The sequence below is a fragment of the Streptomyces sp. NPDC048111 genome, assembly GCF_043202815.1.
In the GTDB taxonomy this organism is placed as follows: domain Bacteria; phylum Actinomycetota; class Actinomycetes; order Streptomycetales; family Streptomycetaceae; genus Streptomyces.
On record NZ_JBIDBD010000029.1, the window covers coordinates 14,100 to 40,101 of the forward strand.

Genomic DNA, 26,002 nt, shown 5'->3' on the forward strand with positions numbered 1-26,002 from the left:
GCCGCCCCCGATAGCCCTCCTACCGGCCGGGCACCCCCGGGGGCGGACCGTCGTGCAGGATCCGCTGGAAGAGCCGGTGGTCGCGCCACGCGCCGTCGATGTGCAGGAAGCGCGGCGCGACGCCGAACTCCTCGAACCCGGCCTTGGTGAGCACCCGTTGGGAGGCGTGGTTGTGCAGCACGGTGCCCGCCTCGATCCGGTGCAGCCCGAGCTCGTCGAGCCCGGTGCGGCAGATCTCCTCGACGCTGCGGGTGGCGAGCCCGCGCCCGGTGTACTCCGCGTCGACCCAGTACCCGAGGTTCGCGCTGCACAGCGGCCCGAGCACGATGCCGGTCAGGACGAACTGCCCGACCACCCGCCCCTCGTCGCAGCACAGCCAGCGCCGGGCGTCCGGGTCCGCGAGCCGCTCCTCCTGACCCGCGACGGTGTAGAAGGACTCGGGCCGCCAGGGCTCCCAGGGCCGCATGTGCTCCCGGTTGCGCACCAGGGCGGCGGCCAGGGCGGGGGCGTCGGACAGCTCGGCGGGGCGCAGGGTCGTCATGGACGTACGGTAGCGATGGGGCGGGCGGCTCAGTCGTCCGCGTACTTCGCGTCCACGGCCGGGTCGAGGGCGAGGCGGTAGCCGCGTTTGACCACGGTCTGGATGACGCGGGGTTCGCCGACGGCCGTGCGCAGCCGGGCCATCGCGGTCTCCACGGCGTGTTCGTCGCTGCCCGAGCCCGGGAGCGCGCGCAGCAGTTCGGCGCGGGGCACCACCCAGCCGGGCTGGCGGGCCAGTGCGCGCAGGAGGGCCATGCCCGCGGGGGGTACGGACTTCAGCTCGCCGTCCACGAGGACGGCCTGGCCGCGGATCTCCACCTGGCGCCCGGCGAGCGGCAACACCCGCGCGCGGGACGGGAGTTCGGTGCACAGGAGCTGCACGAGCGGGCCGAGCCGGAAGCGTTCGGGCGTGAGGGTGGGCACCCCGCGCGCCTGGAGCGGCAGCGCGGTGACCGGCCCGACGCAGACCGCCGGCACGTCGTCGCGCAGGGCGGTGAGCAGCTCGGCGAGCATCCCGCGCTCCTCGGCGCGCCCGAGCAGGGAGGCCGCGGCGGGGGCGCTGGTGAAGGTCAGCGCGTCCACGCCGTGCGCGACGGTCGCGTCCAGGAGCCGGTCGAGCGGCGCGAGGTCCTGCGGCGGCAGCCAGCGGTAGACCGGCACCCCGACCACCTCGGCCCCGCCGGCCCGCAGGGATTCCACGAAGCCGGGCAGGGGTTCGCCGTGCAGTTGGACCGCGATGCGCCGGCCTTCGACGCCCTCGGCGAGCAGCCGCTCCAGGACCTCGGCCAGGGACTCGGAGGACGGCGACCACCGCTCGGTGAGCCCGGCGGCCCGTACCGCGCCCTTGACCTTGGGCCCGCGGGCGAGGAGTTCGACGCCCTTGAGGGTGGTCAGGAGGGCGTCCCCCATTCCCCAGCCGTCGGCCGCCTCGATCCAGCCGCGGAACCCGATGGCGGTGGTGGCGACCACCGTGTCGGGCGCCCGGTCGATCAACTCCCCGGTGGCGGCGAGGAGTTCGCTGTCGTCGGCGAGCGGGACGATCCGCAGCGCGGGCGCGTGCAGGACGGCGGCCCCGCGGCGGGTGAGCAGCGTCGCGAGCTCGTCGGCCCGGCGGGCGGCGGTGATCCCGACGGTGAACCCGGCGAGCGGCCCGTGCGGCGGGGCCACTTCTGGTTCTGCGGACATGACTCTCCAGGTGGTGCGGGGACGTCCGAGACTGCCAAGGCGGCATGACACCCGGGGTTCACCGTGGTTTCCCCGGTGTTACGCCGTGCCGCCCCGGCAAGGATCACACCTTCGCGCAGGCGGGCGCGGGTGCGGCGGCGCCCGGGGCCGGGGCGGGGGTGCGGACGTATACCGCCCAGGTGACCGTGAAGCACACCGCGTAACCGGCGAGGAAGGCGAGGAAGGCGGTGGTGCCGGTACCGGTGGTCTGGAAGGACTGCCGGAAGGCGAGGTTGATGGCGAGCCCGCCGAGACCGCCGACCGCCCCGACCAGGCCCATGGCCGCCCCCGACAGGCGCCGCCCGTAGGCCGCCGCCGCCTCCCCCGTCAGGCCCCGGGCCAGCGCCTTGGCCTGGAAGATGGCGGGGATCATCTTGTACGTGGAGCCGTTGCCGAGGCCGCTGAGCACGAACAGGGCGATGAAGCCGGTGAGGAAGACCGCCAGCGAGCGCTGGTGCGAGGCGTACAGGACGATGCCGGTCGCGGCGGCCATCGCGGCGAAGTTCCACCAGGTGATGCGGGCGCCGCCGAAGCGGTCGGCGAGACGGCCGCCGACCGGCCGGATCAGCGAGCCGAGCAGCGGGCCGATGAAGGTGAGCGAGGCGGCCTGCAGCGGGGTCCGTCCGAACTGCGTCTGCAGGACCAGGCCGAAGGCGAAGCTGTAGCCGATGAACGAGCCGAACGTGCCGACGTAGAGCAGCGCCATGATCCAGGTGTGCGCCTCGCGCACCGCCTCCCGTGCCCCACCGGTGTCGTCGCGCACCGGCGCCAGGTTGTCCATGCCGAGCGCGGCCCCGAGCCCGGCGAGGACCACCAGGGGCAGGTAGACGGCGAGCACGAGGCGCGGGTGGGCGGCGCCCGCGGTCGCGATGACGAGGAGCCCGACCAACTGCACGACCGGCACCCCGATGTTGCCGCCGCCCGCGTTGAGACCGAGCGCCCAGCCCTTCTCGCGGAGCGGGAAGAAGGCGTTGATGTTGGTCATCGAGGAGGCGAAGTTGCCGCCGCCCACCCCGGCGACCGCGGCGACCACGAGGAAGGTGGTGTACGAGGTGCCGGGCTGCATCGCGAACCAGGCGGCGCCCGCGGGCACGAGGAGCAGCAGCGCGCTGAACACGCTCCAGTTGCGTCCGCCGAAGCGGGCGACGGCGAAGCTGTACGGGATGCGGACCAGCGCGCCGACGAAGGTGGCCACCGAGATGAGGACGAACTTGCCCGCGGCGTCGACCCCGTAGCCGGGGCCCATGAAGAGCACCATCACCGACCACAGGCTCCATATGGAGAAGCCGACGTGTTCGCAGAACACGGACAGGAAGAGGTTGCGCCGGGCGACGCGCCGGCCGGTCTCCCGCCAGAAGACCTCGTCCTCCGGGTCCCACCGCTCGATCCACTTGCCGGCCATCGTGCCTCCACGGTCGCGTCGCCACTGGTGGACGTGATCGTAGAGAAGGCGGGTTTCGGCCGCGTGCCGCCGGATGACCGAGGTGCAACCTTGTCTTCACGCGGCGTCGGTGGCGGCGGTGAGACCGCCGCCACCGGCGCCGCCGTCAGGAGGGCCAGAGCCGCGGCCGGCGCTTGGCCGCCACGTCCTCGACCCAGCCGAAGCACAGCACGCACAGCCCGATGAGGAGCCAGGTCACCAGGAGGACCGGCCAGGAGCTGTCGAGGAACCTGCCCGCGCCGGCCAGCGCGTCGATGCTCCACAGGTCGTCCCAGACCGTGGCGGCCACCAGGATGCACAGGTTGTGCCAGAGGTAGATCGTGACGGCCCGCGAGTTGAGCAGGGTGATCAGCCGGTCCCAGCGGCGCAGCGGGGCCGGCCAGGTGGCCCAGGACGGGCTGATGTGCAGCAGCAGGAACACCGCGCCGAGCGACCACAGGGTCTGGGCGAGCGGGATCGCGTCGAGCTCGGTGTCGCCGAACAGGGAGAACCCGCCGTGCACCGCCCACCAGAAGCCCGCGGCCATGACGATCGGGGCGAGCGAGGGCACCAGGTAGCCGGGCAACTTCCGCAGCAGGCCCGCCTGGTGGGCCATGCCGAGGATCCAGCAGGCGCCGAAGGTGGCGAAGTCGGTGAGCGCGGAGTCGATCCGCTCGGGCAGCCCGAGGTCGGCGAACTCCAGCAGCGCCGAGAGCGCGACCGGCGCGAAGACCGTCGGCCAAGGCAGCCGCCGCAGCAGCGCCTTGAAGAGCGGCGAAAGCAGCACGAACCACAGATAGGCGCGCAGGTACCAGAGCGGTTCGGCGAGGTTGGCGCCCCAGTTGTCGCCCAGGACGTGGTGGATGCCGGGCAGGTCGGCCGCGTACGGCGGATCGCTGAGCGGGACCACCCAGAACAGCAGGTGCCCCCACCACCAGGCCGGGTGCCCGTCGGCGTCGGGGCCCCAGCCCTGGGCCAGCATGCCGGTGACGCCGACCGCGCCCAGCAGCCACATCGGCGGCAGCAGACGGCGCAGCCGGCCCCGCACGACCTGGACGGCGGGCCGCTTGAGGGAGCGGGCCATCAGATTGCCGGCCAGCGCGAACATCACGCCCATGGAGGGGAAGGCGAGCGGCAGCCAGGCCCAGCCCATCAGGTGGTAGAGCACCACCCGGAACAGGGCGAGGCCGCGCAGGAAGTCGAAGTACCGGTCGCGCGCGGGCGGCCGGGGTGCCGGGGCGGGGGGCGTGGCCGCCGCCTCGGGCACCTCCACGTACGAGGTCATGCGGCGGCCTTCCGTTCGGCCGGGTTGCCGGGGGCCTCGACGGCGCCGGTGCGGCGCAGCTTCTGCCAGCGCAGCCGGCCGCCGGTGACGGCCGTGATCCAGGACTGGAGCAGCACGACGTACATCAACTGCCGGTACAGCACCTGTTGCAGGGGCAGGGACAGCAGATGGGTCAGCCGTTCCTTGTCGAGCCGGAAGGCATAGGCCGCGCACACCGCCTGGATGGCGAGGACCACGAGCCAGGCCACGATGGTCTGCTCGGTCTTGCCGAACACGATCCCGTAGAGCAGGAAGATGTCGATGAGCGGGGCGAGCAGCGGGGCCACCACCATGAACAGGGCGACGAGCGGCAGGCCGAGCCGGCCGAAGCGGCCCGAGGCGCCGCGGTCCGTGACGGCGCCGCGGTGCTTCCAGATCGCCTGCATGGTGCCGTACGACCAGCGGTAACGCTGCGACCAGAGCTGCTGGACGGACTCGGGGGCCTCGGTCCAGGCGCGCGCGTTCTCGGCGTAGACCACGCGCCAGCCGTCGCGGTGGATGGCCATGGTGATGTCGGTGTCCTCGGCGAGGGTGTCCTCGCTCATGCCGCCGACCCGCTCCAGGGCCTGGCGGCGGAAGGCGCCGACCGCGCCGGGGATGGTGGGCATGATGCCCATCAGGTCGTACATGCGGCGGTCGAGGTTGAAGCCCATCACGTACTCGATGTGCTGCCAGGCGCCGATGAGGGAGTCCCGGTTGCCGACCTTGGCGTTGCCTGCCACGGCGCCGACGCGGGTGCTGCCGAAGGGCTGCACGAGTTCGCGGACGGTGCCGGGCTCGAAGACGGTGTCGCCGTCCATCATCACGACGAGCTCGTAACGGGCGTGTGCGATGCCGTTGTTGAGGGCGGCGGGCTTGCCCGCGTTCTCCTGGCGCACCACGCGGACGTTGGGGTGGCCGAGCGCCTCGACGATGTCGGCGGTGCCGTCGCTCGAACCGTCGTCGATGACGATCACTTCGATGGGGTGGTCGCTCGCCATGAGCGAGCGGATGGTGTTGGCGATGCATTCGCGTTCGTTGTACGCGGGCACGAGCACCGAGACCGGTTCGGTGACCGGCGGCCCCCACTGGAAGTCCTTCCCGCGCACCTTGCGGGCGTGCACGAAGGAGAGCACCAGCATCAGGCCGAAGCGGGCGAAGACGAGCACGCCGATGGCGGCGAGCCCGACGACCAGGAAGTCGGTGGTGTGCTCGGCGACCTGGACGGCACCGACGAACGCCTGACCCTTCCACAGGTCCATGCCGCTGACCGGGGTCAGCGCGCTGGGCGCGCCGAGTGCGGTGGTGAGGTTGACGAAGGTGTAGCCCGACTCCTGCATGTCCGGCAGGAACTTGTCGAGCGCGGCCACGGTCTGCGAGCGGTCGCCGCCGAAGTCGTGCATCAGCACGATGGCGCCCTTGTCGTCCTCCGGCGTCGCGTTGTGGATGATCTTCTTGACGCCCGGGCGCTGCCAGTCCTCGCTGTCCGTGGAGTCGAGCGCCACGACGTAGCCCTTGCTGCCGACGTACTGGACGATCGGCCAGGTGTCGTTGTCCATGGCGTCGGCGAAGGAGGAGTACGGCGGCCGGAACAGGGAGCTGTGCACCCCGGCCGCGCCCGCGAGCGCGAGCTGGTTCTCCGAGAGCTCGCGGTCGATGCGCGACTTCGACTGGTAGGAGAGATCGGGGTGGTTGAAGGTGTGCAGGCCCACCTCGTGGCCCTCGGCGACCATCCGCTTGATCAGGTCCGGGTAGCGCGAGGCGTTGGTGCCGGTGACGAAGAAGACGGCGTGCGCGTGGTACTTCTTCAGCTCGTCCAGGACCTTGGGGGTCCAGGTGGGGTCCGGGCCGTCGTCGAAGGTGATGACGATCTTGTGGTCCGGGATCTTGAGGCTGACCGGCTTGCCGGGGGTGCGCGCGTCGATGACCGGGCCGCCGTCGATGATCTTCTCGGGGACCCGGTCGGTGGGCGCGGGGTCGCGGACGCGGTGGTCCGCGGAGATCTCGCTGTGCACATAGCCGCGCAGCATCAGCATCGCGACGAGCGCGACCAGCAGGAGCAGCGGCAGCAGGTACCGCATGGGCAGCCGCTTGCGCCGCGTCGGCCGCGGCGTGGCCTTGGTGGTTCTCATGGCAGGTGTCGTTACGCCTTCGGGCCGGTACGCCGGGGAGGCCGTACGGGGTTGGTGCTCAGGGGCCGCTGACCGGGCCACTGCGGGCGGACCGGGATCAGGGGTGGTCGTGGGGCCGCCCGGGCCGCGGTGCGGTGGCCGGGCCGGCGGGCGGTGGTCAGGCGCCGGTCTTGCCGCCGGAGGGGCTGACCGTGCCGGCGGCCGGCTTCTTCGAGGTGCCGGGGCGCGGGGAGACCTTGGTGTTCGCGGGGCTGTGCCCGGAGACGGGAGTGGCGCTGCGGCTGGTCTTGGCGGCGGACTTCGAGGTCTTGGGCGAAGGCGCCCTGGACCCGCTGTGCGTGGGGGCGACGGCCTTCTTGGGGGACGCCTTGGGCCGCGGGGCCTGGGGAACCTGCGGGGCGGTCGCCTGCGGCGGGGCGGTCACGGCGTCGGCCTTGCTGCCGTCGGGGAGGTTCAGGCCGGGGGCCCGGGAGTTCCCGCCGAGCAGCGAGCCGACGAGTGCCACGGCGAAGCCGGTGGCGGCGAGCCCGCAGAGCCAGCCGAGCCGGCGCAGGTTCTTGCCGCGCCGGCCGCTCGCGTCCACGAACACGGGCCGGTCGTGGCCCTGCTGGGACGGGATGGCCGGCAGCGGGTTGAAGACCGGGACCTCCTGGGTGGCGGTCCACTCCACGGGCTCGGGCCGCGCGGCGGCGGACCGCGGGTCCGGCGCGGAGCCGGCGGCCACCGGCTGCTCCAGCCGCTCGGGCCGGTTGAGCCGGGTCTTGTCGAGCGAGGGCCTGGTGCGCGAGGTCTTGTCGAGCGGGGGCCTGTTGAGCGGGGCGGTGTCGAGCGGGGTCCGGTCCGCGGGCTCGGGCTTGACGGCCACGGGCCGCTCGGCCGGCGCGGCTTCAAGTAGATCCGGCGTGAGGACGCTGAGTTGCATCGTCACGTCGTGCGAGGGCCGGCGATCCGCCGACTGGCCGGAACGGGGCTGTCCGCCCGGTCCGCTGGTTATCCGACTGTCCATGTTCGTACGCACTCCCTGAGGTGATTCGCGGGTTGCGCGCACGACTCCCGGGCACCACATCCGGAACGGGGAAATCCCACCCGTTCCGAGCGCCCCCACTATCCCGCCGCACCCGGGCGATGAATGTAGCGCACCCAGCTGTGGACATGTGTTCACGTATCACGTGATGTTGTCTTCACACGGGCCACATGTGGGGCATCGACCAACATCAGGGACATGTCGGGCTCGGGCAACCAGCTCCCGGGAGGCTTTTCCAGCCATCCGCCCGCCGCTCCCGCCGCGCTCGCGACCGTACGCAGGACCCGTACGCCGGGATGCGCGAGCCCCTTGCGCCACACCAGGGACACCGGCGCCAGCGGTACCGGCCCGGTCAGCGGGCGCACCACCATGCCGGGCACGTCCATGAACTCGGTGCTGGCCAGGACCGACCAGCCCCGCCCCCGCACCACCCGGACGAACTCCTCCTCGCCCGCGATCTCCGGGAACGGCGCCGCCGTCCGGATACCGCGCCCGGCGAAGAGCCGCTCGGCCAGGTCGGTCCACTCGGCGGTGGCCGGATTTCCCGCCGCTGCGTAGAGCGTCTCGCCGGCCAGCGCGTCGAGCGGCACCTCGGCCAGGCCCGCGAGCCGGTGGCCCGCGTCCAGGAGCACCGCCATCCGCTCGAAGCGCACCGGCTGGTGGGCGAGGCCCGCGAGCACCGCGGGGTCGAGCCCGGCCACCCGGCCGAACGACACGTCGAGCCGCCCGGCCAGGATCTCGGCGGCGGCCCCGGTGAGTCCGCTGATGAACCGGGCCACGAACTCGACGCCGGGCGCCTGGGCGCGGGCCCGGGCCAGCACCCGTGCCCCGGTGCCGACGGGCGCCGAGATGTCGACGAGCAGCGGGCGCCCGCCGTCCCCGCCCGCACGTGCGGCCTGCCATTCGTCGTGCGCGGCGAGCACCGCGCGGGCGTGCGGCAGCAGCCTGGCCCCCTCCGCGGTGAGCGTCACGGCGCGGGTGGTCCGCACGAACAGCTCCGTGCCCAACTCCCGCTCCAGGCGCCGGATGTCGCGGCTGAGGGCCTGCTGGGCGACGTAGAGCCGGGCGGCCGCGCGGGTGAAGTGGAGCTCCTGCGCGACCGCGGCGAAGGCGCGCAGCAGCCGGGGGTCGGTGTCATGGGGCACGAGCGGCAGTCAACAACAGCACGGGCGTTCACAACAAGAGGGGGTGAATGGGCGCTGATCAGGTGTTGGACCCCGCCGTGCGGCCCCCTGAAGGATCGGCCCATGCCGCAGACGACCGCGCTCGCCCGGCGAGCGAATCCGTACATACGCCTCTTCCGCGCGCCCGGCGCCCGCGCCTTCACGCTGGGCAACCTCGTCGCGCGACTGCCCATGGGCATGTTCGGTGTCAGCGCCGTGCTCATGATCTCCGGCGCGCGCGGCTCGTACGCCCTCGCGGGCGCGGTCACCGCCACCGGGCTCGCCGCGACCGCGCTCGTCGCGCCGTGGACCGCCCGCCTCGTCGACCGGTACGGCCAGGCCAGGATCGCCGTGCCCGCGACAGCCGTCGCGGTGCTCGGCTCGCTCTCGCTGCTCCTGTGCGTCCACCGCGGCGCCCCGGACTGGACCCTGTTCGCCTCCTACGCGGCGACCGCCACCACCCCCAACACGGGCGGGATGTCCCGCGCCCGCTGGGCCCACCTCCACCGTCGTGATCCGGCGGCCCTGCACACCGCGAACGCCTTCGAGCAGGCCGCCGACGAACTCTGCTTCATGCTCGGCCCGGTGGCCGCCGCGTTCCTGTGCTCGTCCCTCTTCCCCGAGGCCGGCACGCTGACGGGCGCGGTCCTGCTGATGGGCGGGGTCCTGCTCTTCGCGGCCCAGCGCGCGACCGAACCGCCCGTCGCACCCCGTACGGCGACAGCCAAGTCCCCTGTGCGGGAACGGGGGTTCGCACCCTTGCTCGCCGTGTTCCTGGCGACCGGCGCGGTGTTCGGCTCCCTGGAGGTCGTGACCATCGCGTACGCGGACGGGCTCGGCCACCGCCCGGCGGCCGGCGCGCTCCTGGCGCTCCAGGCCGCCGGCTCCTGTGCGTCCGGGCTCGTGTACGGATCGGTGCGCCCGGCCTCCCGGGTCTCCCGGCGCCTGGTGGGCTGTGTCGCCGCGATGGCCGTCCTGATGGGGCTTCCGCTGCTCGCGGCGCGGGCGACGGACTCGCTCGCCGCGCTCGCCGTGGCCCTGCTCCTCGCGGGCGCCGCGACCGCGCCCACCATGGTCACCGGCATGACGCTGGTCCAGCACCGCACGCCCCGGGGCCAGTTGAACGAGGGCATGACCCTCGCGGTGACCGCGATCCTCGGCGGGATCGCGGCCGGCTCGGCGCTCGGCGGCCAGGTCATCGAGCAAGTGGGCGCGGAGATGGGCTACTTGGTACCGGTCTGCTCGGCGGCCGTGGCCCTGGTGGTGAGCGCCGCCGTGCACGGGCGGTACGCTGCACCGCCCCGCCGATAAGCGGGACGTCCCCCTCCGCTTTTGCGCATGACCGCGTTCCAGGAAAGGCCCATCCCCATGGCCATGAAGAAGTCGACGATTCAGCAGCAGGTCGCCGAGGCGATCGCCCAGGCCAATCCGCAGGACCGGCCGCTCGTGACGATCCAGGCGATAGCCGGCCCGAGCGTCTGGCTGATGAGCATGTTCGGTGTCATAGGCCAGGCCTTCCTGACGTACTACTTCATCACCGTGACCCAGCAGGCCGTGCTGCTGCACCGGGCCAGCCGGCTGAGCAACCGGCCGCAGGAGCTCGTCGTCGCGATCCCGCCGCACGAGGCGATGCAGATGATCAGCGACGTCCGCCGCAACACCCTGTGGAGCTCGTTCCGCTGCCAGCTGCCCGGGCAGCCCAAGCCGACCCGCATGAACGTGCACCGCATCTGGCGCAACGAGATGGACCAGCTCCTCGGCATGCTGACCGGCCAGCCGGTCGCCTGACCCCCACGGACCGGCGGACCGGCACCGGGCACCCCGGTCCGGCGCCCGGGTACGACAAAGGCCCGGCCGCTCGAAAGCGACCGGGCCCGTGCCCACATGGGGTTGAGTCGATCCGGAGGTCCGGATCTCCTCGACGGTGGAGATGGCGGGAATCGAACCCGCGTCCAACGGTGCAAAAACAGGGCTTCTCCGTGTGCAGTTCGCTGCGATTTTCTCGGCCCCGGCAATCACGCGAACAAGTCGCCGACGGGCCCAGTCACTGTTTGATTTCCTTCCAGGTCCCGTGACCGGGCCTAGAAGTTTAGTTCCCTAGCTGATGCCAGGATCCGGGTCGGGAACAGCCCCGGGCTGACACTTCGCAAGTCGCTACTTAGGCAGCGAGGGCGAAGGAATCGCGCTTGGTGTTGGCGATTATTGTTTGCGACATATGGTTTACGAGATCATTGCCGCTTCCTCGACACGCTTCCCCTGCTTCGACATCCGCTGTCGAAACCGATCATCCCCATGTTGTTTTTTCAAGGTGGTGCCGCACCTTCGCTGAGGTGCAGTGCCATCGTACGTGACCAACGCCCGAGGGTGCCAGCCCATTCCGCGCGGGCCGGAGCCGTCTAGCGCAGGCTCGCCCGCTCCTTGCGCTTGACCGCGGAGATCGCCCGGTCCGTCTCGCGGCGGTCCTGCTTCTCGCGCAGCGTCTGGCGCTTGTCGTACTCCTTCTTGCCCTTGGCGAGCGCGATCTCGATCTTCGCCCGGCCGTCCTTGAAGTACAGCGCGAGGGGCACGATCGTGTGACCCGACTCGTTGGACTTCGACTCCAGCTTGTCGATCTCGACCCGGTGCAGCAACAGCTTGCGCTTGCGCCGCGCGCTGTGGTTGGTCCACGTGCCCTGCGCGTACTCCGGCACGTGCACGTTGTGCAGCCAGGCCTCGCCGCCGTCGATCTGGACGAACCCGTCGACCAGCGAGGCGCGCCCCTGGCGCAGCGACTTCACCTCGGTACCGGTGAGCACGAGACCGCACTCGTAGGTGTCGATGATGAGGTAGTCGTGCCGTGCCTTCTTGTTCTGCGCGACCAGCTTGCGCTTGCTGTCCTTCTCTTTGTCCTTGCCCGTGTTCTTAGCCATAGTGCGGCCATTTTCGCACCCCGGCGCAACAGGTTTACGACGTGCCGCCAAGACCGCTCAGCACCGTCTCGGCGTGTTCCAGGGGGCGGTCGGTGACCGGCAGGTCCGGGGTGATCCCGGTGCCGTCCAGGCCGTGGCCCGAAGGAGTGCGGTAGTGGCCGACGGTGAGCTCCGCGACCGCGCCGCCCGCGAGGCCGGTGGGCATCTGGACCGAGCCCTTGCCGAAGGTGCGCGAGCCGACGGTGACGGCGCGGCCCCGGTCCTGGAGCGCGCCGGTGAGCAGCTCGGCCGCGCTCATGGTGCCGCCGTCGACCACCACGACCAGGGGGCGCGTGCCGTCGCCGCCGCCCTTCGCGTAGAGCGCCTGCTGCTTGCCGTGCACGTCGTACGTGGCCACCAGGCCGCCCGGCAGGAACGCGGAGGCGGCGGTGACGGCCTCGCCGACCAGGCCGCCGCTGTTGCCCCGCAGGTCCAGCAGGATCCCGGCACCCCTGGGGGCCCGGCGGACCGCGCTGCGCACCTGCTCGCCCGTCCCCTTGGTGAAGGCCGCCACCTTGATCATCACGACCCGGTCGGAGAGGGCGCGCACGGAGACGCTCTCGGTGTCGAGGACCGCCCGGTCGAGCGTCCGGGTCCAGGTGCGCGGGCCGCGGCCGAGCCCGAGGACCACCGCGCTCCCCGCCGCGTCGCCGCGCAGCCGGGCCACCACGTCGGTGACGGGCCGGCCCTCGGTGGACCAGCCGTCGATGCTGCGCAGGACGTCCCCCGGCGCGATGCCCGCCCGGGCGGCCGGGCCGCCGGCCTGGACCCGGGCCACCTGGGTACGGCCGTCGGCGGTGCGGGCGACCCACAGGCCGACGCCGGTGTAGCGGCCGTCGAGGGCGTCCGCGTACTGCTCGTACTGCGTCTTGTCGTACACCGCGCCCCAGCGGTCCCCGCTGCGGCCCACGGCCTCCTCGGCGGCCCGGCTGCCGGACTTGCCGTCCGCCTCGGCCTCGGCCGCCGCGCGCCGCACGTCGTCGGCGGTGCGGTCGCCGCCCCGGGTCGTGTGGCCCTCGCGCGGGTCGAGCGCGGCGGAGGCGACCGGGCCGGCCCCCGGGGAGGCGGGCGGCTGCGCGGCGCGCGGCAGGCAGTCGGTGGCGGCGGCGGTGAGAAGAACGCTCGCGAAGACCAAGCTCAGAGCGGCCCCGCGGCGCACGGCGCGGGGCCCGGGACAGAGGTCTGGGCCGGACATGGCGCCGAGTCTAGGACACGGCAAAGGCGCCGCAGGGGCTGTTGATCCTACGGCGCCCGGGGCGTGCGTCACACGCGGGGGTCAGACCTTGAGGTACTTGCGCAGCGCGAAGAACGCCGCGAGCGAGGGCATCAGAACGCTGGCCGCGAGCACCAGCGGCAGCTTCGCCAGGACCGCGTCCCAGCCGATGAAGTTGATCAGGTTGAGCTTGTGCGCCAGATCGAGCCCGTGGTCGATCATGAAGTAGCGGCCGACGACCAGGAAGCCCGCGGCGGCCACCCCGCCGAGCAGCCCCGCGAAGGCGGCCTCCATGATGAACGGCGCCTGGATGTAGAAGCTCGAGGCACCGACCAGGCGCATGATCCCGGTCTCGCGCCGCCTGCTGAACGCGGAGACGCGCACCGTGTTGACGATCAGCATCAGCGCCACGATCAGCATCACGAGCATGACCAGGATCGCCGCCATGTTCATGCCGTTGAGCAGCCCGAACAGGTTCTCCAGGATGCCCTTCTGGTCCTGGACGGACTGGACGCCGTCCCGGCCCGCGAAGGCGGTCGCGACCACCGCGAACTTCTCGGGGTCCTTGAGCTTGACCCGGAAGGACTCCTGCATCTGGTCCGGCGTGATGGAGCCGGCCATCGGGGAGCTGCCGAACTGCTCCTTGTAGTGCTTGAACGCCTCGTCGGCCGACTCGTACGACACCGTCTGCACGACGTCCAGCTTCTTGAGGTCGGCCTCGATGTCCTTCTTCTGCTGGGCCGTCACCGCGCCCTTGGAGCACTTGGCGACGCTCTCGGCGTCCGCCTTGTTGCAGAGGAAGATGGAGACGTTGACCTTGTCGTACCAGTAGCCCTTCATGTTGTTGACCTGGTCGCGCATCAACAGCGAACCGCCGAACAGGGCGAGCGAGAGGGCGACGGAGACCACGACGGCGATCGTCATGGTCAGGTTGCGACGGAGACCGACCCCGATCTCCGAGAGTACGAACTGGGCGCGCATGGCGACGATTTCAGCCTTTCAGTGCTCGACGAGTGCTCTGCGGCGCTCAGTGCTGGTAGCCGTAGACGCCGCGCGCCTGGTCCCGTACGAGACGGCCGGACTCCAGCTCGATGACGCGCTTGCGCATCTGGTCGACGATGTTCTGGTCATGGGTCGCCATGACGACGGTGGTGCCCGTCCGGTTGATCCGGTCGAGCAGCTTCATGATGCCGACCGAGGTCTGCGGGTCGAGGTTGCCGGTCGGCTCGTCCGCGATCAGCAGCATGGGCCGGTTGACGAAGGCGCGGGCGATGGCCACGCGCTGCTGCTCACCACCGGAGAGCTCACCGGGCCTGCGGTCCTCCTTGCCACCGAGCCCGACGAGGTCGAGCACCTGGGGCACCGCCTTGCGGATCTCCCCGCGCGGTTTGCCGATGACCTCCTGGGCGAACGCCACGTTCTCCGCGACGGTCTTGTTGGGCAGCAGCCTGAAGTCCTGGAAGACCGTGCCCAGTTGACGCCGCATGTGCGGCACCTTCCAGTTGGAGAGCCGGGCGAGGTCCTTGCCCAGGACGTGCACCTGGCCCTGGCTGGCGCGCTCTTCACGCAGGATCAGCCGCAGAAAGGTCGACTTCCCGGAACCGGACGAGCCGACGAGGAAGACGAACTCACCCTTCTCGATGTCGAGGGAGACTTCCCGCAGGGCTGGGCGGTTCTGCTTGGGATAGGTCTTGGAGACATTGTCGAATCGGATCACGGGTGCACCACGGGTCGGCCGGGAGTATAGGTGTGCGTGACCTTACGCGAACGGGACGAGCCCGCGCAGGCCACGTCCTGGGATGCCCCTTATGTCCCTTGGGTTGCGCGGTCGGGACCGGGATGAATCAGACGGGGCGCGCCGAAACGCGCGGGAGCTGGCACAGTGGGAGGGGGAACGGTTGCGTTTCCCTGTGCGTTGAGCGGAGAGAGAGCGGTTTGACTGCTGTATGCGCCGGCTCCGCCGCGCGGGAGGAGGAGAGCGCATGACCTATGACAGATTGGTGTGCGCCAACTGCGCGGCGCCCGTGAGTGAGGGCCGCTGCCGCGTCTGCCGAGCGAACCGGGAGCGCCTGCAGCAGGAGAACCAGTGGGGGGCGCTCAGCCCCGTCGCCCTGATCACCTTGCTGATCGTGCTGGTGGGCGCCCTGGCGCTGCTGGCTCACCAGACCGTCTGAGCGGCGGTCCGCACGCTGTACGACACAGGGCCCCGGGTGCATGAGCGCACCCGGGGCCCTGTGGTGTTCCGGTCGCCGATTACGCGACGTTACGCCCGTTGACCAGACGCGGCATGAGGCGGAAGCCCACGCCACCCGCGATCATGGTCGCGGCGCCGATCAGCAGGAAGGTGGTCCCGCCCGCACCGGTGGCGGCGAGCTCCTCCTTCTGCTGACCCTGCTCGACCGGCTGCGACCCGACGGTGTCGGGGTTGGTGCCGGTGTTGCCGGAGGTGCCGGTGGTGCCCGTGGTCCCGGTCGAGCCCGTGGAACCGGTGCTGCCGGTGGAGCCCGTGCTGCCCGTGCTGCCGGTCGACCCGGTGGAGCCCGTCGAGCCGGTGGAGCCCGTGGTGCCCGAGGTGGTCGAGCCGGTGGTGCCCGAGGTGGTCGAGCCCGTCGTGCCCGCGGTGGTCGAACCGGTCGTGCCGGCCGTGGTCGAACCGGTGGTGCCCGAAGTGGTCGAGCCCGTGGTGCCGGCCGTCGTCGAGCCCGTCGTGCCCGCGGTGGTGGAACCCGTGGTGCCGGCCGTGGTCGAGCCCGTGGTGCCCGCGGTGGTGGAACCCGTGGTGCCCGCGGTGGTCGAACCGGTCGTGCCGGCCGTGGTCGAGCCGGTGGTGCCGTCGGTGGTGGAACCCGTCGTACCGTCCGTGGTCGAACCCGTGGTGCCCGAGGTGGTCGAGCCCGTCGTGCCGGCCGTGGTCGAACCGGTGGTGCCGTCGGTGGTGGAACCCGTCGTACCGTCCGTGGTCGAACCCGTCGTCTGGCCACCCGTGGTGTCGCACAGCGGCGTACCCGGGATGCAGGGGTCGTCGAGGACCGTGTTGGTCTTGCTCTCGTTGGAGTCGAAACCGACGGCCTGGGCCGCCCCCGCGGCGGTCAGGGACGCGCCGGCGGCGATCACCGCTCCGGCCGCTATCCGCGCGACGCGAACCCGCGTGTTCTTGGTCATGTGCCTGCTACCCCCAGTAGCTGAGTCGTCATGGAGCAGCGTCAGGGGCGGCAACGCGGGGGCGAAAGGGCCCCCTCCCTCGTCACACGCGCCCCAGTGAATACGCCTGCCGCGCGTTAGCTTTGCCAGTTTTAAAGATGACGTCAAGGTCGTTGCGTACGCAATGCCCGATATCGCCGCACTTGCCTGGCGTACGGGAATACGACTGTGACGAAGGAGTCGAACTCACGCCATGCGCACGGGAGTTCCCGTGTCGACAAAGCGCCGAGTCGCTCCATTGCGGCTTGCGCCAGCGAATTCGGCCACCGTCCGGAAAGGGACGGCGCCCTCGCCACCGAACCCCCACCGGCACGACACACCACCCGCACAACACGACGACGCCGGACCCCTGGAGCGGGGTCCGGCGTCGTGAAACGGCCTAAGTGGCCCTGTGGCACGGCCGGTTCTACTTCTCCTGCTGCTTGCGCCAGCGGATGCCGGCCTCCAGGAAGCCGTCGATCTCGCCGTCGAGCACGGCCTGCGGGTTGCCGACCTCGAACTCGGTGCGCAGGTCCTTGACCATCTGGTACGGGTGCAGGACGTACGAACGCATCTGGTTGCCCCAGGAGTTGCCGCCGTCGCCCTTGAGCGAGTCCATCAGCGCCTGCTCCTCCTGGCGGCGGCGCTCGAGGAGCTTGGCCTGGAGGACGTTCATGGCGCTCGCCTTGTTCTGGATCTGGGAGCGCTCGTTCTGGCAGGACACCACGATGCCGGTCGGCACGTGCGTGATGCGGACCGCGGAGTCGGTGGTGTTGACGCCCTGACCGCCGGGGCCCGAGGCGCGGTACACGTCGACGCGCAGCTCGGTCTCGTCGATGTCGACGTGGTCGGACTGCTCGACGACCGGCAGCACCTCGACGCCCGCGAAGGACGTCTGGCGGCGGCCCTGGTTGTCGAAGGGCGAGATGCGCACCAGGCGGTGGGTGCCCTGCTCCACGGAGAGCGTGCCGTAGGCGTAGGGCGCGCTGACCACGAAGGTGGTCGACTTGATGCCCGCCTCTTCCGCGTACGAGGTCTCGTACACCTCGGTCTTGTAGCCGTGGCGCTCGGCCCAGCGCAGGTACATCCGCTGGAGGCGCTCCGCGAAGTCGGAGGCGTCGACGCCGCCGGCCTCGGCGCGGATGTTGACCAGCGCCTCGCGGGAGTCGTACTCGCCGGACAGGAGGGTACGGACCTCCATCTCGTCCAGCGCCTTGCGGACGGACTCCAGCTCGGCCTCGGCCTCGGTGCGGGTGTCCGGGTCGTCCATTTCCTCGGCGAGCTCGAAGAGCACCGCGAGGTCGTCGATCCGGCCGCGCAGGGCCTCGGTCTTGCGCAGCTCCGCCTGGAGGTGCGACAGCTTGCTGGTGATCTTCTGCGCCGCCTCCGGGTCGTCCCAGAGGGACGGGGCGGCCGCCTGCTCTTCGAGCGCAGCAATATCTGCCCTCATCGTGTCGAGGTCCAGGACGGCCTCGATCGACCCCATGGTCGAGGAGAGGGACTTCAGCTCTTCGGATACATCGACGACTGCCACGGGTCCAGCGTAACGGCTGCGCGCCGCGGCGTTCCCCGGGCCGCCCGATCGCGGACCCGCCTAGGGAAGGACGGGCGCCGAGTTCTTGGTGTCCTGGGGCGGCTGCTGCCGGCCGGAGTCGTCGCTCAGGGCCAGCCAGCCGCCGACGCCGACGGCCGCGGCGAGGGCGACCGCCGCCGTGGTCAGGACGAGCCGCCGCTTGCGGACCTGGTCGGCGCGGTGGCGGGCCGAGCCGGGCCGGGGGGCGCCCGCCGGGCGGGGCGCGCGGGCGGTGCCGAGCGGGCCGCCGGCCAGTTCGTCGGGTCCCGGCACGCGCATGCTGGTGTGGGTGTCGCGGTTCGCGGAGTCGTGCGGCGCCCCGGGCACCAGCGGGACGGCGCCGCGCCGGGGGGTGCTGGGCGAGGTCGGGTACGGGTCGTCCGACGCGGCCTCGTCCTCGGCGTCCTCGGCGTCGGGCTCGTCCACGTCGAGCGGGGGCATCCCCGCGACCAGGGGCAGCAGCTCGCGCAGCCGGACCGAGAGCTCGGAGGCGCGCAGCCGGGACGCCGGGGCCTTGGCCAGGCACTGGACGATCAGCTGCCACAGCTCGTCGGGGATGCCGGGCAGCGGGACCACGGTCTCGGTCACATGGCGGCGCAGCACCGCGCCGGGGTGGCCGCCGCCGAACGGCGTGAAACCCGCGAGCAGTTCGTACAGGACCGTCGCGAGCGCGTAGATGTCGACGGCGGCGCGCGGCGGCAGGCCCTCGACGATCTCGGGGGCCAGATAGTCGGGGGTGCCGATGATCCGGGTCGCCTTGGTGCGGCGCGGGGTGTCGATGAGCTTGGCCACCCCGAAGTCGGTGAGCAGCGCGGGGTGGGAGCCGCCCGGGCCGAGCGGGCCCTGCATGTCCAGAAGGATGTTCTCGGGCTTGACGTCGCGGTGGACCACCCCGGCCGCGTGGGCGGCGGCGAGGCCGTCGGCTACATCGGCCGCGATGGCGACGGCCGCCTCGGGGGCGAGCCGGCGCTCGCGGTCCAGCCGGGTGCGCACATCGGTGCCCCGGATCAGGTCCATGACCAGGGCGAGGTCGTTGCCGTCGACCACCAGGTCGCGCACGCCCACCACGTGCGGGTGGTCGAGGCCGAGCAGGGCGGTGCGCTCCTGGACGAAGCGGCCGACCAGCTCCTGGTCGGCGGCCAGGTCCTCGCGCAGCAGCTTGATGGCGACGGGGCCCTCGGGCCCTTCGCCGAGCCACACCGTGCCGGCGCTGCCGCGGCCCAGGATCTGGTGGGCGGTGTACCGGCTGCCGATATTCCGTGCCAAGACTGCTCCCTCAGCGGCTGGCTGTGCACGCTGAGGCTACGCGGCCGGGACGCCAACCTTCACTTCCGGCGCCGAAATCACCCTCTGGAAGTCGACAAATCCATGAACTCGCGTCCCGGACCGGCGGGCCGGAGCCCGCCGCCCGCCGCCTTTTACTGCTTTCCGGAGTTGCCGATGCTCTTTATCCAGCCGGATACCGTCGAAATCCCGTCACCGATCGCCTGCCAGTAACTCTTGCCCTGGGCGACCCAGTCCTGGAGCGGGGTCAGCTCCCAGATCAGCCAGCCCGCGACGAAGAGCAGCACGAAGGTGAAGAGACAGCCCTTCAGACAGCCGAGACCCGGGATCCGCATCCGGTTCGGGCTGCGCCTGCGCGGCTCGCGGGGCTCCCGCGGCTCGCGCGCCGGTGCCTGCGGTTGCTGCGGCTGCTGCGGCTGCTGGGGCGGCGCGTACTGCTGCCGCTGCGGGGCGTACTGCTGGGGCTGCTGCGGCTGCTGGTGGTAGGGCTGCGGCTGCGCTGCGTACGGCCGGCCCTGCGGTGGACGCTGCGCGCCCTGCGGCGGGCGCTGCTGTCCGTACCCCTGCGGGGGCTGCCCGCCCTGGCCGTAGCCCTGCTGCCCCTGGCCGCCGTACCCCTGCGGGGGCTGCTGCCGGCGCTGCGGGCGGCGGCGCAGCGGGTCCTGCTCCGGGTCCAGGTAACCGAGCTGGGTCTGCTCGTTGCGGTCGCGCGCGGCCTGGAGCTGGGACTGCCAGGGGTGCGGCTCCTGCGGCTGCGGCGGGCCCTGCGGGACCGGCGGCAGGACGGCCGTCGGATCGGCGTTCGGGGCCTGGCCGGTCTGCGGCAGGACCGAGGTGCGCGCGGCCGGGTCGTAGGAACCGGCGTTGCTCGGCAGCACCTGCGTGGGGTCGGCGGCGCCCGGCGCGTCCGGGACCGGCGCGGGCGCCGGGTCGGGGGCGAGCAGCGCCCCGACCCCGTCGGCCGCCTCGACCTGGGCCGGGGTGGAGTGCACCCCGATGCCGGAGGCCACGACGCGCAGACCGCGGGCCAGGTTCTCGGCGCTGGGGCGGCGCTCGGGGTCCTTGCTGAGGCAGCGCTCGATGACCGTCCACAGCGGGGCCGGGACAGTGGTGGGCCGGCGCGGCTCCTCGCTGAGGTGGCGGTGCAGCACTTCGAGCGCGGTGCCGCCGGCGAACGGCGGGCGTCCCGTGACCAGCTCGTACAGCAGGATCCCGGCGCCGTAGATGTCGACGGCCGAGGTCTGCGGACGGCCCTCGGCCGACTCCGGGGCGACATAGGCGGGGGTGCCCACGAACTCGTGGGTACGGGTCAGGCCCGGGGAGTCGGCGAGGCGGGCGATGCCGAAGTCGGTGAGCATCGGGTGCATCGCGCCGTCGCGCTCGTCGAGCAGGACGTTGGCGGGCTTCAGGTCGCGGTGCACGACGCCGTCGGCGTGGCTGGCGGCGAGCGCGTCGGCGATCTGCGCGGTGAGCAGGGCCGCGGCGACCGGCGTGAGCGGGCCGTTCTCGCGGATGTAGCGGTGCAGGTCCGGGCCGTCGATCAGGTCCATGACCAGGGCGAGGAGATCACCCTCGACCACCAGGTCGCGGGTGCGCACGATGTTGTCGTGGCGCAGCCGCAGGAGGACGGAGCGTTCGCGCAGGAAGCGCATCACCACGTCCGCGTCGTTGGCGAGCTCCTCCTTGAGGACCTTGATCGCCACGGCCTCGCCCGGCCGGCCCGCCACGGACGCCTCGGAGCCGGCGGTCTCTCGCTGGCGGGCTCGCCAGACGGTGCCCGTGGCGCCGCGTCCGAGCGGCTCCTCGAGCAGGTACTTGCTGCCTACCGGCCGCACGTCATGCGCTCCCTGCTGCTCACGTCGTCTGCTGTGTGGGTTTCCGGCCCACTCTAGTGCCGCTCCCGGGTGTCCCGAGGGGTCGCGGGGTCGGCGCCACCAGGTTGTTCAGCGACTTCTCATGGTTCCCCGGAAAGACGCGCCCTTCGCACGGAAGGTTGCCGAACGGCCGTGCCCGGCATCCCAGCGAAATGCCCCAGTCGGTCACAACCAGCCACTTTTCCGTCCGCTTTTGCGCGCCGGGACGACCAATCAAGATCAATTCGAGGTGGGCGACGGGCGTGTTGTCAGTGGCAGGTGCGAGGATGCCCCCAGCACGAATTGTGTGCCGGGTGGGGGGAATCACAGGGCTGCTCCCCTTCTTCGGCACCCCCGCGCAGAAGGGACCGCCGAGGCGATGCAGATCCGGCTGACCGTCCTCGCGCCGCGCAGCGGCCACGCTGCGGCGCGCGCCTGCGACGTGCTCGTCACCGCCCCGGCGGGGACGGCACTCGCGGCCGTCGCCTCCGGCCTGGCCTCGGCCGCCTCCGGCGCGGAGGTCTCGGGCGCGTCCGTGGTGCTCTACGCGGGCCCCGAGCGGCTCGACGCACAGCGCCGCGTCCTCGGCGAGCCGCCCCTGGTGGACGGCGCGGTGCTCTCCCTCGCCGCCCCCGCCGACGCGGAACCGGCCCACGACGGCCCGGCCGCGGCCCGGCTGCACGTGGTGGCGGGGCCGGACGCGGGAGGCGTCCACCTGCTGCACGGCGGCCGCATCGGCATCGGCCGCGCCACCGAGTCCGACGTGCCGCTCGACGACCCGGACGTCTCGCGCCAGCACTGCGAGGTGACCGTCGAGGCGGACGGCCGGGTCCGCGTCGCGGATCTGAACTCGACGAACGGCACCCGGCTCGACGGCCGCGAGATCGGCGCCCAGCCCGTCCGGTTCGCCCCCGGCGCGCTGCTGAGGATCGGCGAGTCCGCCCTGCGCCTGGCCCCCGGCGCCGAGCCCGCCCTGCCGACCGCGCCGGACGGCGAGGGCCATCTCCGCATCACGCCCCGGCCGGCCACCTCGGCCGCCCAGCCCCCTCAACACGGCGCCGCGGCACAGCAGTTGGGCCACGCCCCGGACGAGTCGGCGCGCACCCCCGCAGCCGCCCCGCCCGGCCGGCCCGCCCCCGCCTTCGGCTCCGACGCCGCACCCGCGGGCCCCGGGCCGGACGGCCGCCACGGCGGCTTCGACGCACTCGGCGCGCCGTCCGGACCCGGGCACGACGACCGGCACGACCCGCGCGAACCGGCCCCGTCCAGCAGGCGCCAGGGCACCCCCCTGCGCGGCACCCGGCTGCCCGGGGCCGGCCCGGAAGAGGCCGAGCACGCTCCGGGCGACCAGGCCGCCCGGGCCGATCAGACGGACGGCGGACGCCGCCGCGGGATAGGCGCCTGGGCACGGCGGCTGACCGGTGCCCGCGGCGAGGCCCCGCCCGAGCAGGCCCCCGCCGAGCCCCGGCTCCTTCCGGTCGAGCCCGCCCCCGAGAGCTGGCCCGATCCCGCCGCGCTGCTCCTGACCGCGCTCGGCCCGGGCCCCCGGCTGTGGGAGCGCGAGGCGGGGCACCCCGAGGCCCTCGCGGTGCGGGTCGGCACGGCCGACCGGGGCGAGCTCGCCGCCGTGCCGGTCACGGTGGGCCTGCGCGAGGCGGGCTCGCTCGGTCTCGCGGGCCCCCGCGAGCGGCTCGCCGGTTTCGCCCGCTCGGTGATCGCCCAGCTCGCGGCGCTGCACGCGCCGACCACCCTGGAGATCGTCCTCATCAGTACGGACCGGGCGCGCGGCCTCCAGGCCCGCACCGCGGAGTGGGACTGGCTGGGCTGGCTCCCCCAGGTCCGCCCGGCGCACGGCCAGGACTGCCGGCTGCTCCTCGCCTACGACCGCGACCAGGCCACGGCCCGCACGGCCGAGCTGGCCCGCCGGCTCGACGCGGGCCCGCTCGGCCCCGGCTGGGCCTCGGCGGACCGGGCCGCGGTGGCCGAGGCGGCAGCCCGATACGAGGGCCCGTTCACGGTGGTCGTCGTGGACGGCGATCCGGGCTCGGCGCCGCTGCGCGAGAGCACCGCACGCCTGGCGGCGGTGGGCGCCGCGGCCGGCATCCATCTGCTCTGCCTGGCCGAGACCCCGCCCGCCTCGGCCGCCTCGCCGGTCGCGGCGACGTACGAGACGGCCTGTGCGGCCTCGCTCCCCTTCCGTGAGTGCGGCGCGGTCGCGCTGCTCAGCGGGGATGTGGCCACCGCCCTGCGGCTGCTGCGCATCGCGGGCGGCCGCCCGGCGGGGCACGGCACGGTGGCGGCGGTGGACGGGGTGTCCCGGCCCTGGGCCGAGCGGTTCGCCCGGGCGCTGGCCCCCCTGCGGGCCGGCGACGGCAGCGCGGCCACCACCGGCCGGCTGGCCTCCTCGCTGCCCCGCACCTCGCGCCTGCTGGACGAGCTCGGCCTGGCCCGGGCCACCCCGGCGTCCCTGATGGCCCGCTGGGAGTCGGCGCCGGACGGCGCGGTGGTGCTCGGCACCGGCCCGCACGGCCCGGTCGGCGTGGACCTGGTGACCGACGGGCCGCACCTCGTCGTCGAGGGTCCGCCCGGCAGCGGGCGCACCGAGCTGCTGCGGGCGGTCGCCGCGTCGCTGGCCGCGGGCGCCCGGCCCGACCGGCTCGGCCTGATCCTGGTGGACGGGGCGGGCGGCGAGCGCGGCGAAGGCCTGCGCCCCTGCACCGAACTGCCGCACGTGTCCACGCACTTGATCGCCTCGGACCCGGTGCGCATGCGCGCGTTCGCGCAGGCACTCGGCGCCGAGCTCAAGCGCCGGGCCGAAGTGCTCGGCGGGACCGGCTTCACCGAGTGGCAGAGCCGACGCGAGGTCGCGGGCCGGCTCGTGAACCAGCGTCAGGCGCCGGCCGCGGAGAGCCGCGGCGATCTCGATCCCCCTGGCAGCAGCACGCTGCGGCTGCGCCCGGTCGCGCGCAGCCGTACGGATGAGGGGCCCGCGCTGCCCCGCCTGGTGGTCCTGGTCGACGATCTGGACGCGCTGGTCGCGCCCGCGCTCGGCAGCCCCGGCCGGCCCGCGGCGGGGTCGGTCGTGCGGGCCCTGGAGGCGGTGGCCCGGGACGGCGAGCGGCTCGGGGTGCATCTGGTGGCGGCCTCGGCCCGTCCGGAGCGCACCGCCGACACCGAGCTCGCGCGCGGCGCCCGGCACCGGGTGGTCCTCGATCCGCCGCCCGCCGCGCCATCGCCCGACGAGCCTTCGCCGGGCCGCGGCCGGCTGCACCAGGCGGACGGGGCGTCGGTGCCGTTCCAGGGCGGCCGGGTCACCGGGCGCATACCGCGCACCGCCACCCAGCGGCCCACGGTGGTGGTCCTGGAGTGGGAGCGGATGGGCGACCCCCCGGCCCGCCGCCCGGTGCGCGAACTCGGCAACGGCCCCACCGACCTCGCCCTCCTGGCCAGCGCCCTCGACCGCGCCGCGTCCTTGGTCAACGCCCCGCCGGTGCCGCCGCTGCCCTGAGGGCGCGGCGGCCCGATACCGCCCGCCGGTGATCAACCCCGTTGCAATGGGAGGCAGTTGGGACATCCCGCAGCACCCAACGTCACAAGCGGATCACGATCGACGGGTGGACGGCGAAGACGGTATTGCGGCGCCCCCGCACCGGGCGTAGGACTGTCGCACGGGACGAGAGCTGCGGCGTCCGCGTCGCCGGGCGCTGCGGTTCGTCAGCGCACGGGAGAGACGGGGCACGCATGCGCAGCACTCGTACGGGCCGCACCACCACAGCCACCAGGACACCAGGCCGCACCCTCATATCCGCGCTGGCCATCGGCACGCTCGCGCTCGGCGCGGCCGCGTGCGGCGGCGGCGGCGACACCAAGAGCGCCCCTTCCTCCGGCACGTCGGGCACGGCGTCCCAGGGCGGAGGGGTCCAACTCCCCCAGCTGAAGGGGGAGAAGATCGAGGTGGCCGCCGTGTGGACGGGGGCCGAGCAGGCCAACTTCGTCAAGGTGCTCAAGGAGTTCGAGTCGCGCACCGGCGCCACCGTCACCTTCGTGCCCGCGCAGGATCCGATCGTCAACTTCCTCGGGACGAAGATCGCCGGTGGCAGTCCGCCCGATGTGGCGCTGCTCCCGCAGGTCGGCGCGATCCAGCAGGCCGTGGCGAAGAAGTGGGCCAAGCCCGCGGGGCCGGAGGCCAAGGCGCAGCTCGCCGCCAACTACTCCAAGGTGTGGCAGGAGTTGGGCGCGGTCGACGGAACCCAGTACGGGGTCTACTTCAAGGCCGCCAACAAGTCCCTGGTCTGGTACAACACCAAGGTCTTCGAGAACGCGGGCGTCAGCGCCCCCGCCACCTGGAAGGACTTCCTCGCCGCCGCCGACACCGTCTCGGCCTCGGGCGTGACCCCGGTGTCGGTCGGCGGGGCGGACGGCTGGACGCTCACCGACTGGTTCGAGAACGTCTACCTCTCGCAGGCCGGGCCCGAGAAGTACGACCAGCTGGCCAAGCACGCGATCAAATGGACCGACCCCTCGGTCAAGGACGCGCTGACCACCCTGGCCCAGCTCTTCGGCAAGCCGAACCTGATCGCGGGCGGCACCAACGGGGCGCTGCAGACCGAGTTCCCCGCCTCCGTGACGCAGACGTTCACCGGGGGCGACCAGCCCAAGGCGGGCATGGTCTTCGAGGGCGACTTCGCGGCGGTCAACATCGCGGAGACCTCCGCCAAGCTCGGCACCGACGCCAAGTCGTTCCCGTTCCCCGCGGTCGGCGACAAGGCCCCGGTCGTCACCGGCGGCGACGCGGCCGTGGCCCTGAAGGACACCAAGGGCGCCCAGGCGCTGCTCACGTGGCTGGCGTCGACCGACGCGGCCAGGATCGCGGCGGGCTCGGGCGGCTTCATCTCGCCGAACAAGGCGCTGGACTTCGGCGCGTACCCCAACGACGTGCAGCGCGGTATCGCCAAGTCGGTGATCGCGGCCGGTGACAACGTCCGCTTCGACATGTCGGACCAGGCACCGCAGTCCTTCGGCGGCACCCCCGGCAAGGGCGAGTGGAAGGACCTCCAGGACTTCCTCAAGAACCCGTCCGACATCGCCGGCACCCAGTCCAGGCTCGAGGCCGACGCGGCCGCGGCGTTCAAGAACTGATCCGGC

20 protein-coding genes and 1 other RNA gene are annotated in these 26,002 nt (G+C 72.8%); 5 read left to right on the forward strand and 16 right to left on the reverse strand.

What is annotated here, in order from left to right; genetic code table 11:
* Positions 1-19 precede the first annotated feature (19 nt).
* The 7 genes from ACGF3I_RS29755 to ACGF3I_RS29785 all read right to left on the reverse strand — a co-directional run bounded on the left by ACGF3I_RS29755 (position 20) and on the right by ACGF3I_RS29785 (position 8,788).
* Positions 20-541, reverse strand: a complete 522-nt coding sequence (locus tag ACGF3I_RS29755; protein ID WP_393137365.1) for a GNAT family N-acetyltransferase — start codon at positions 539-541, stop codon at positions 20-22.
* Positions 542-570: 29 nt separating this feature from the next.
* Complete coding sequence (locus tag ACGF3I_RS29760; protein ID WP_393137367.1) at positions 571-1,725, reverse strand: uroporphyrinogen-III synthase; 1,155 nt, start codon at positions 1,723-1,725, stop codon at positions 571-573.
* A gap of 103 nt (positions 1,726-1,828) precedes the next feature.
* Positions 1,829-3,166: an MFS transporter gene (locus tag ACGF3I_RS29765; protein ID WP_393137369.1), complete on the reverse strand. Its 1,338-nt coding sequence runs from the start codon at positions 3,164-3,166 to the stop codon at positions 1,829-1,831.
* A 145-nt stretch (positions 3,167-3,311) separates the two neighbouring features.
* Entirely contained in the window at positions 3,312-4,469 is a 1,158-nt protein-coding gene (locus ACGF3I_RS29770) for an acyltransferase (protein ID WP_393137372.1), read from the reverse strand.
* A complete protein-coding gene (locus ACGF3I_RS29775; RefSeq protein WP_393137454.1) occupies positions 4,466-6,568 on the reverse strand; it encodes a bifunctional polysaccharide deacetylase/glycosyltransferase family 2 protein in 2,103 nt (700 codons plus the stop codon). The genes ACGF3I_RS29770 and ACGF3I_RS29775 overlap by 4 nt, the downstream gene beginning before the upstream one ends.
* A 208-nt stretch (positions 6,569-6,776) precedes the next feature.
* The gene (locus ACGF3I_RS29780; protein ID WP_393137375.1) at positions 6,777-7,625 is read right to left on the reverse strand and encodes a hypothetical protein; all 849 of its coding nucleotides are present in this window, start codon (positions 7,623-7,625) and stop codon (positions 6,777-6,779) included.
* Positions 7,626-7,777: 152 nt separating this feature from the next.
* A complete protein-coding gene (locus tag ACGF3I_RS29785; RefSeq protein ID WP_393137377.1) occupies positions 7,778-8,788 on the reverse strand; it encodes a LysR family transcriptional regulator in 1,011 nt (336 codons plus the stop codon).
* A gap of 102 nt (positions 8,789-8,890) precedes the next feature.
* Between ACGF3I_RS29785 and ACGF3I_RS29790 the strand changes: the two genes are divergently transcribed.
* Both ACGF3I_RS29790 and ACGF3I_RS29795 read left to right on the forward strand, forming a co-directional pair.
* Positions 8,891-10,117: an MFS transporter gene (locus ACGF3I_RS29790; protein WP_393137379.1), complete on the forward strand. Its 1,227-nt coding sequence runs from the start codon at positions 8,891-8,893 to the stop codon at positions 10,115-10,117.
* 27 nt (positions 10,118-10,144) lie between these two features.
* The gene (locus ACGF3I_RS29795) at positions 10,145-10,594 is read left to right on the forward strand and encodes a hypothetical protein (protein ID WP_393137381.1); all 450 of its coding nucleotides are present in this window, start codon (positions 10,145-10,147) and stop codon (positions 10,592-10,594) included.
* A gap of 134 nt (positions 10,595-10,728) precedes the next feature.
* On the opposite strand, the gene ssrA is transcribed toward ACGF3I_RS29795, so the two are convergent.
* From ssrA to ftsE, 5 genes are all read right to left on the reverse strand, one after another.
* Positions 10,729-11,098: a transfer-messenger RNA gene (gene ssrA, locus ACGF3I_RS29800) on the reverse strand.
* Positions 11,099-11,202: 104 nt separating this feature from the next.
* A complete protein-coding gene (gene smpB, locus ACGF3I_RS29805; protein WP_393137384.1) occupies positions 11,203-11,715 on the reverse strand; it encodes an SsrA-binding protein SmpB in 513 nt (170 codons plus the stop codon).
* A gap of 34 nt (positions 11,716-11,749) precedes the next feature.
* Positions 11,750-12,949, reverse strand: coding sequence for a S41 family peptidase (locus ACGF3I_RS29810; protein ID WP_393137386.1), 1,200 nt, complete (start codon positions 12,947-12,949; stop codon positions 11,750-11,752).
* Positions 12,950-13,030: 81 nt separating this feature from the next.
* On the reverse strand, positions 13,031-13,948 hold the full coding sequence (gene ftsX, locus ACGF3I_RS29815; protein ID WP_393137388.1) for a permease-like cell division protein FtsX: 918 nt from the start codon (positions 13,946-13,948) through the stop codon (positions 13,031-13,033).
* A 46-nt stretch (positions 13,949-13,994) separates the two neighbouring features.
* On the reverse strand, positions 13,995-14,684 hold the full coding sequence (gene ftsE / locus ACGF3I_RS29820; RefSeq protein ID WP_393137390.1) for a cell division ATP-binding protein FtsE: 690 nt from the start codon (positions 14,682-14,684) through the stop codon (positions 13,995-13,997).
* Positions 14,685-14,949: 265 nt separating this feature from the next.
* Between ftsE and ACGF3I_RS29825 the strand changes: the two genes are divergently transcribed.
* A complete protein-coding gene (locus ACGF3I_RS29825) occupies positions 14,950-15,141 on the forward strand; it encodes a hypothetical protein (protein ID WP_393137392.1) in 192 nt (63 codons plus the stop codon).
* A 79-nt stretch (positions 15,142-15,220) separates the two neighbouring features.
* Here the strand turns inward: ACGF3I_RS29825 and ACGF3I_RS29830 are convergent, their stop codons facing one another.
* From ACGF3I_RS29830 to ACGF3I_RS29845, 4 genes are all read right to left on the reverse strand, one after another.
* Complete coding sequence (locus ACGF3I_RS29830; RefSeq protein WP_393137394.1) at positions 15,221-16,129, reverse strand: hypothetical protein; 909 nt, start codon at positions 16,127-16,129, stop codon at positions 15,221-15,223.
* 445 nt (positions 16,130-16,574) lie between these two features.
* A complete protein-coding gene (gene prfB / locus ACGF3I_RS29835) occupies positions 16,575-17,681 on the reverse strand; it encodes a peptide chain release factor 2 (RefSeq protein ID WP_393137396.1) in 1,107 nt (368 codons plus the stop codon).
* A gap of 60 nt (positions 17,682-17,741) precedes the next feature.
* A complete protein-coding gene (locus ACGF3I_RS29840; RefSeq protein ID WP_393137398.1) occupies positions 17,742-18,986 on the reverse strand; it encodes a serine/threonine-protein kinase in 1,245 nt (414 codons plus the stop codon).
* A gap of 152 nt (positions 18,987-19,138) precedes the next feature.
* Positions 19,139-20,839: a serine/threonine-protein kinase gene (locus ACGF3I_RS29845; protein WP_393137400.1), complete on the reverse strand. Its 1,701-nt coding sequence runs from the start codon at positions 20,837-20,839 to the stop codon at positions 19,139-19,141.
* 397 nt (positions 20,840-21,236) lie between these two features.
* Here ACGF3I_RS29845 and ACGF3I_RS29850 point away from each other — a divergent pair, with 397 nt between their 5' ends.
* Complete coding sequence (locus ACGF3I_RS29850; protein ID WP_393137402.1) at positions 21,237-24,365, forward strand: FtsK/SpoIIIE domain-containing protein; 3,129 nt, start codon at positions 21,237-21,239, stop codon at positions 24,363-24,365.
* 233 nt (positions 24,366-24,598) lie between these two features.
* Entirely contained in the window at positions 24,599-25,996 is a 1,398-nt protein-coding gene (locus ACGF3I_RS29855; protein ID WP_393137404.1) for an ABC transporter substrate-binding protein, read from the forward strand.
* Positions 25,997-26,002 lie beyond the last annotated feature (6 nt).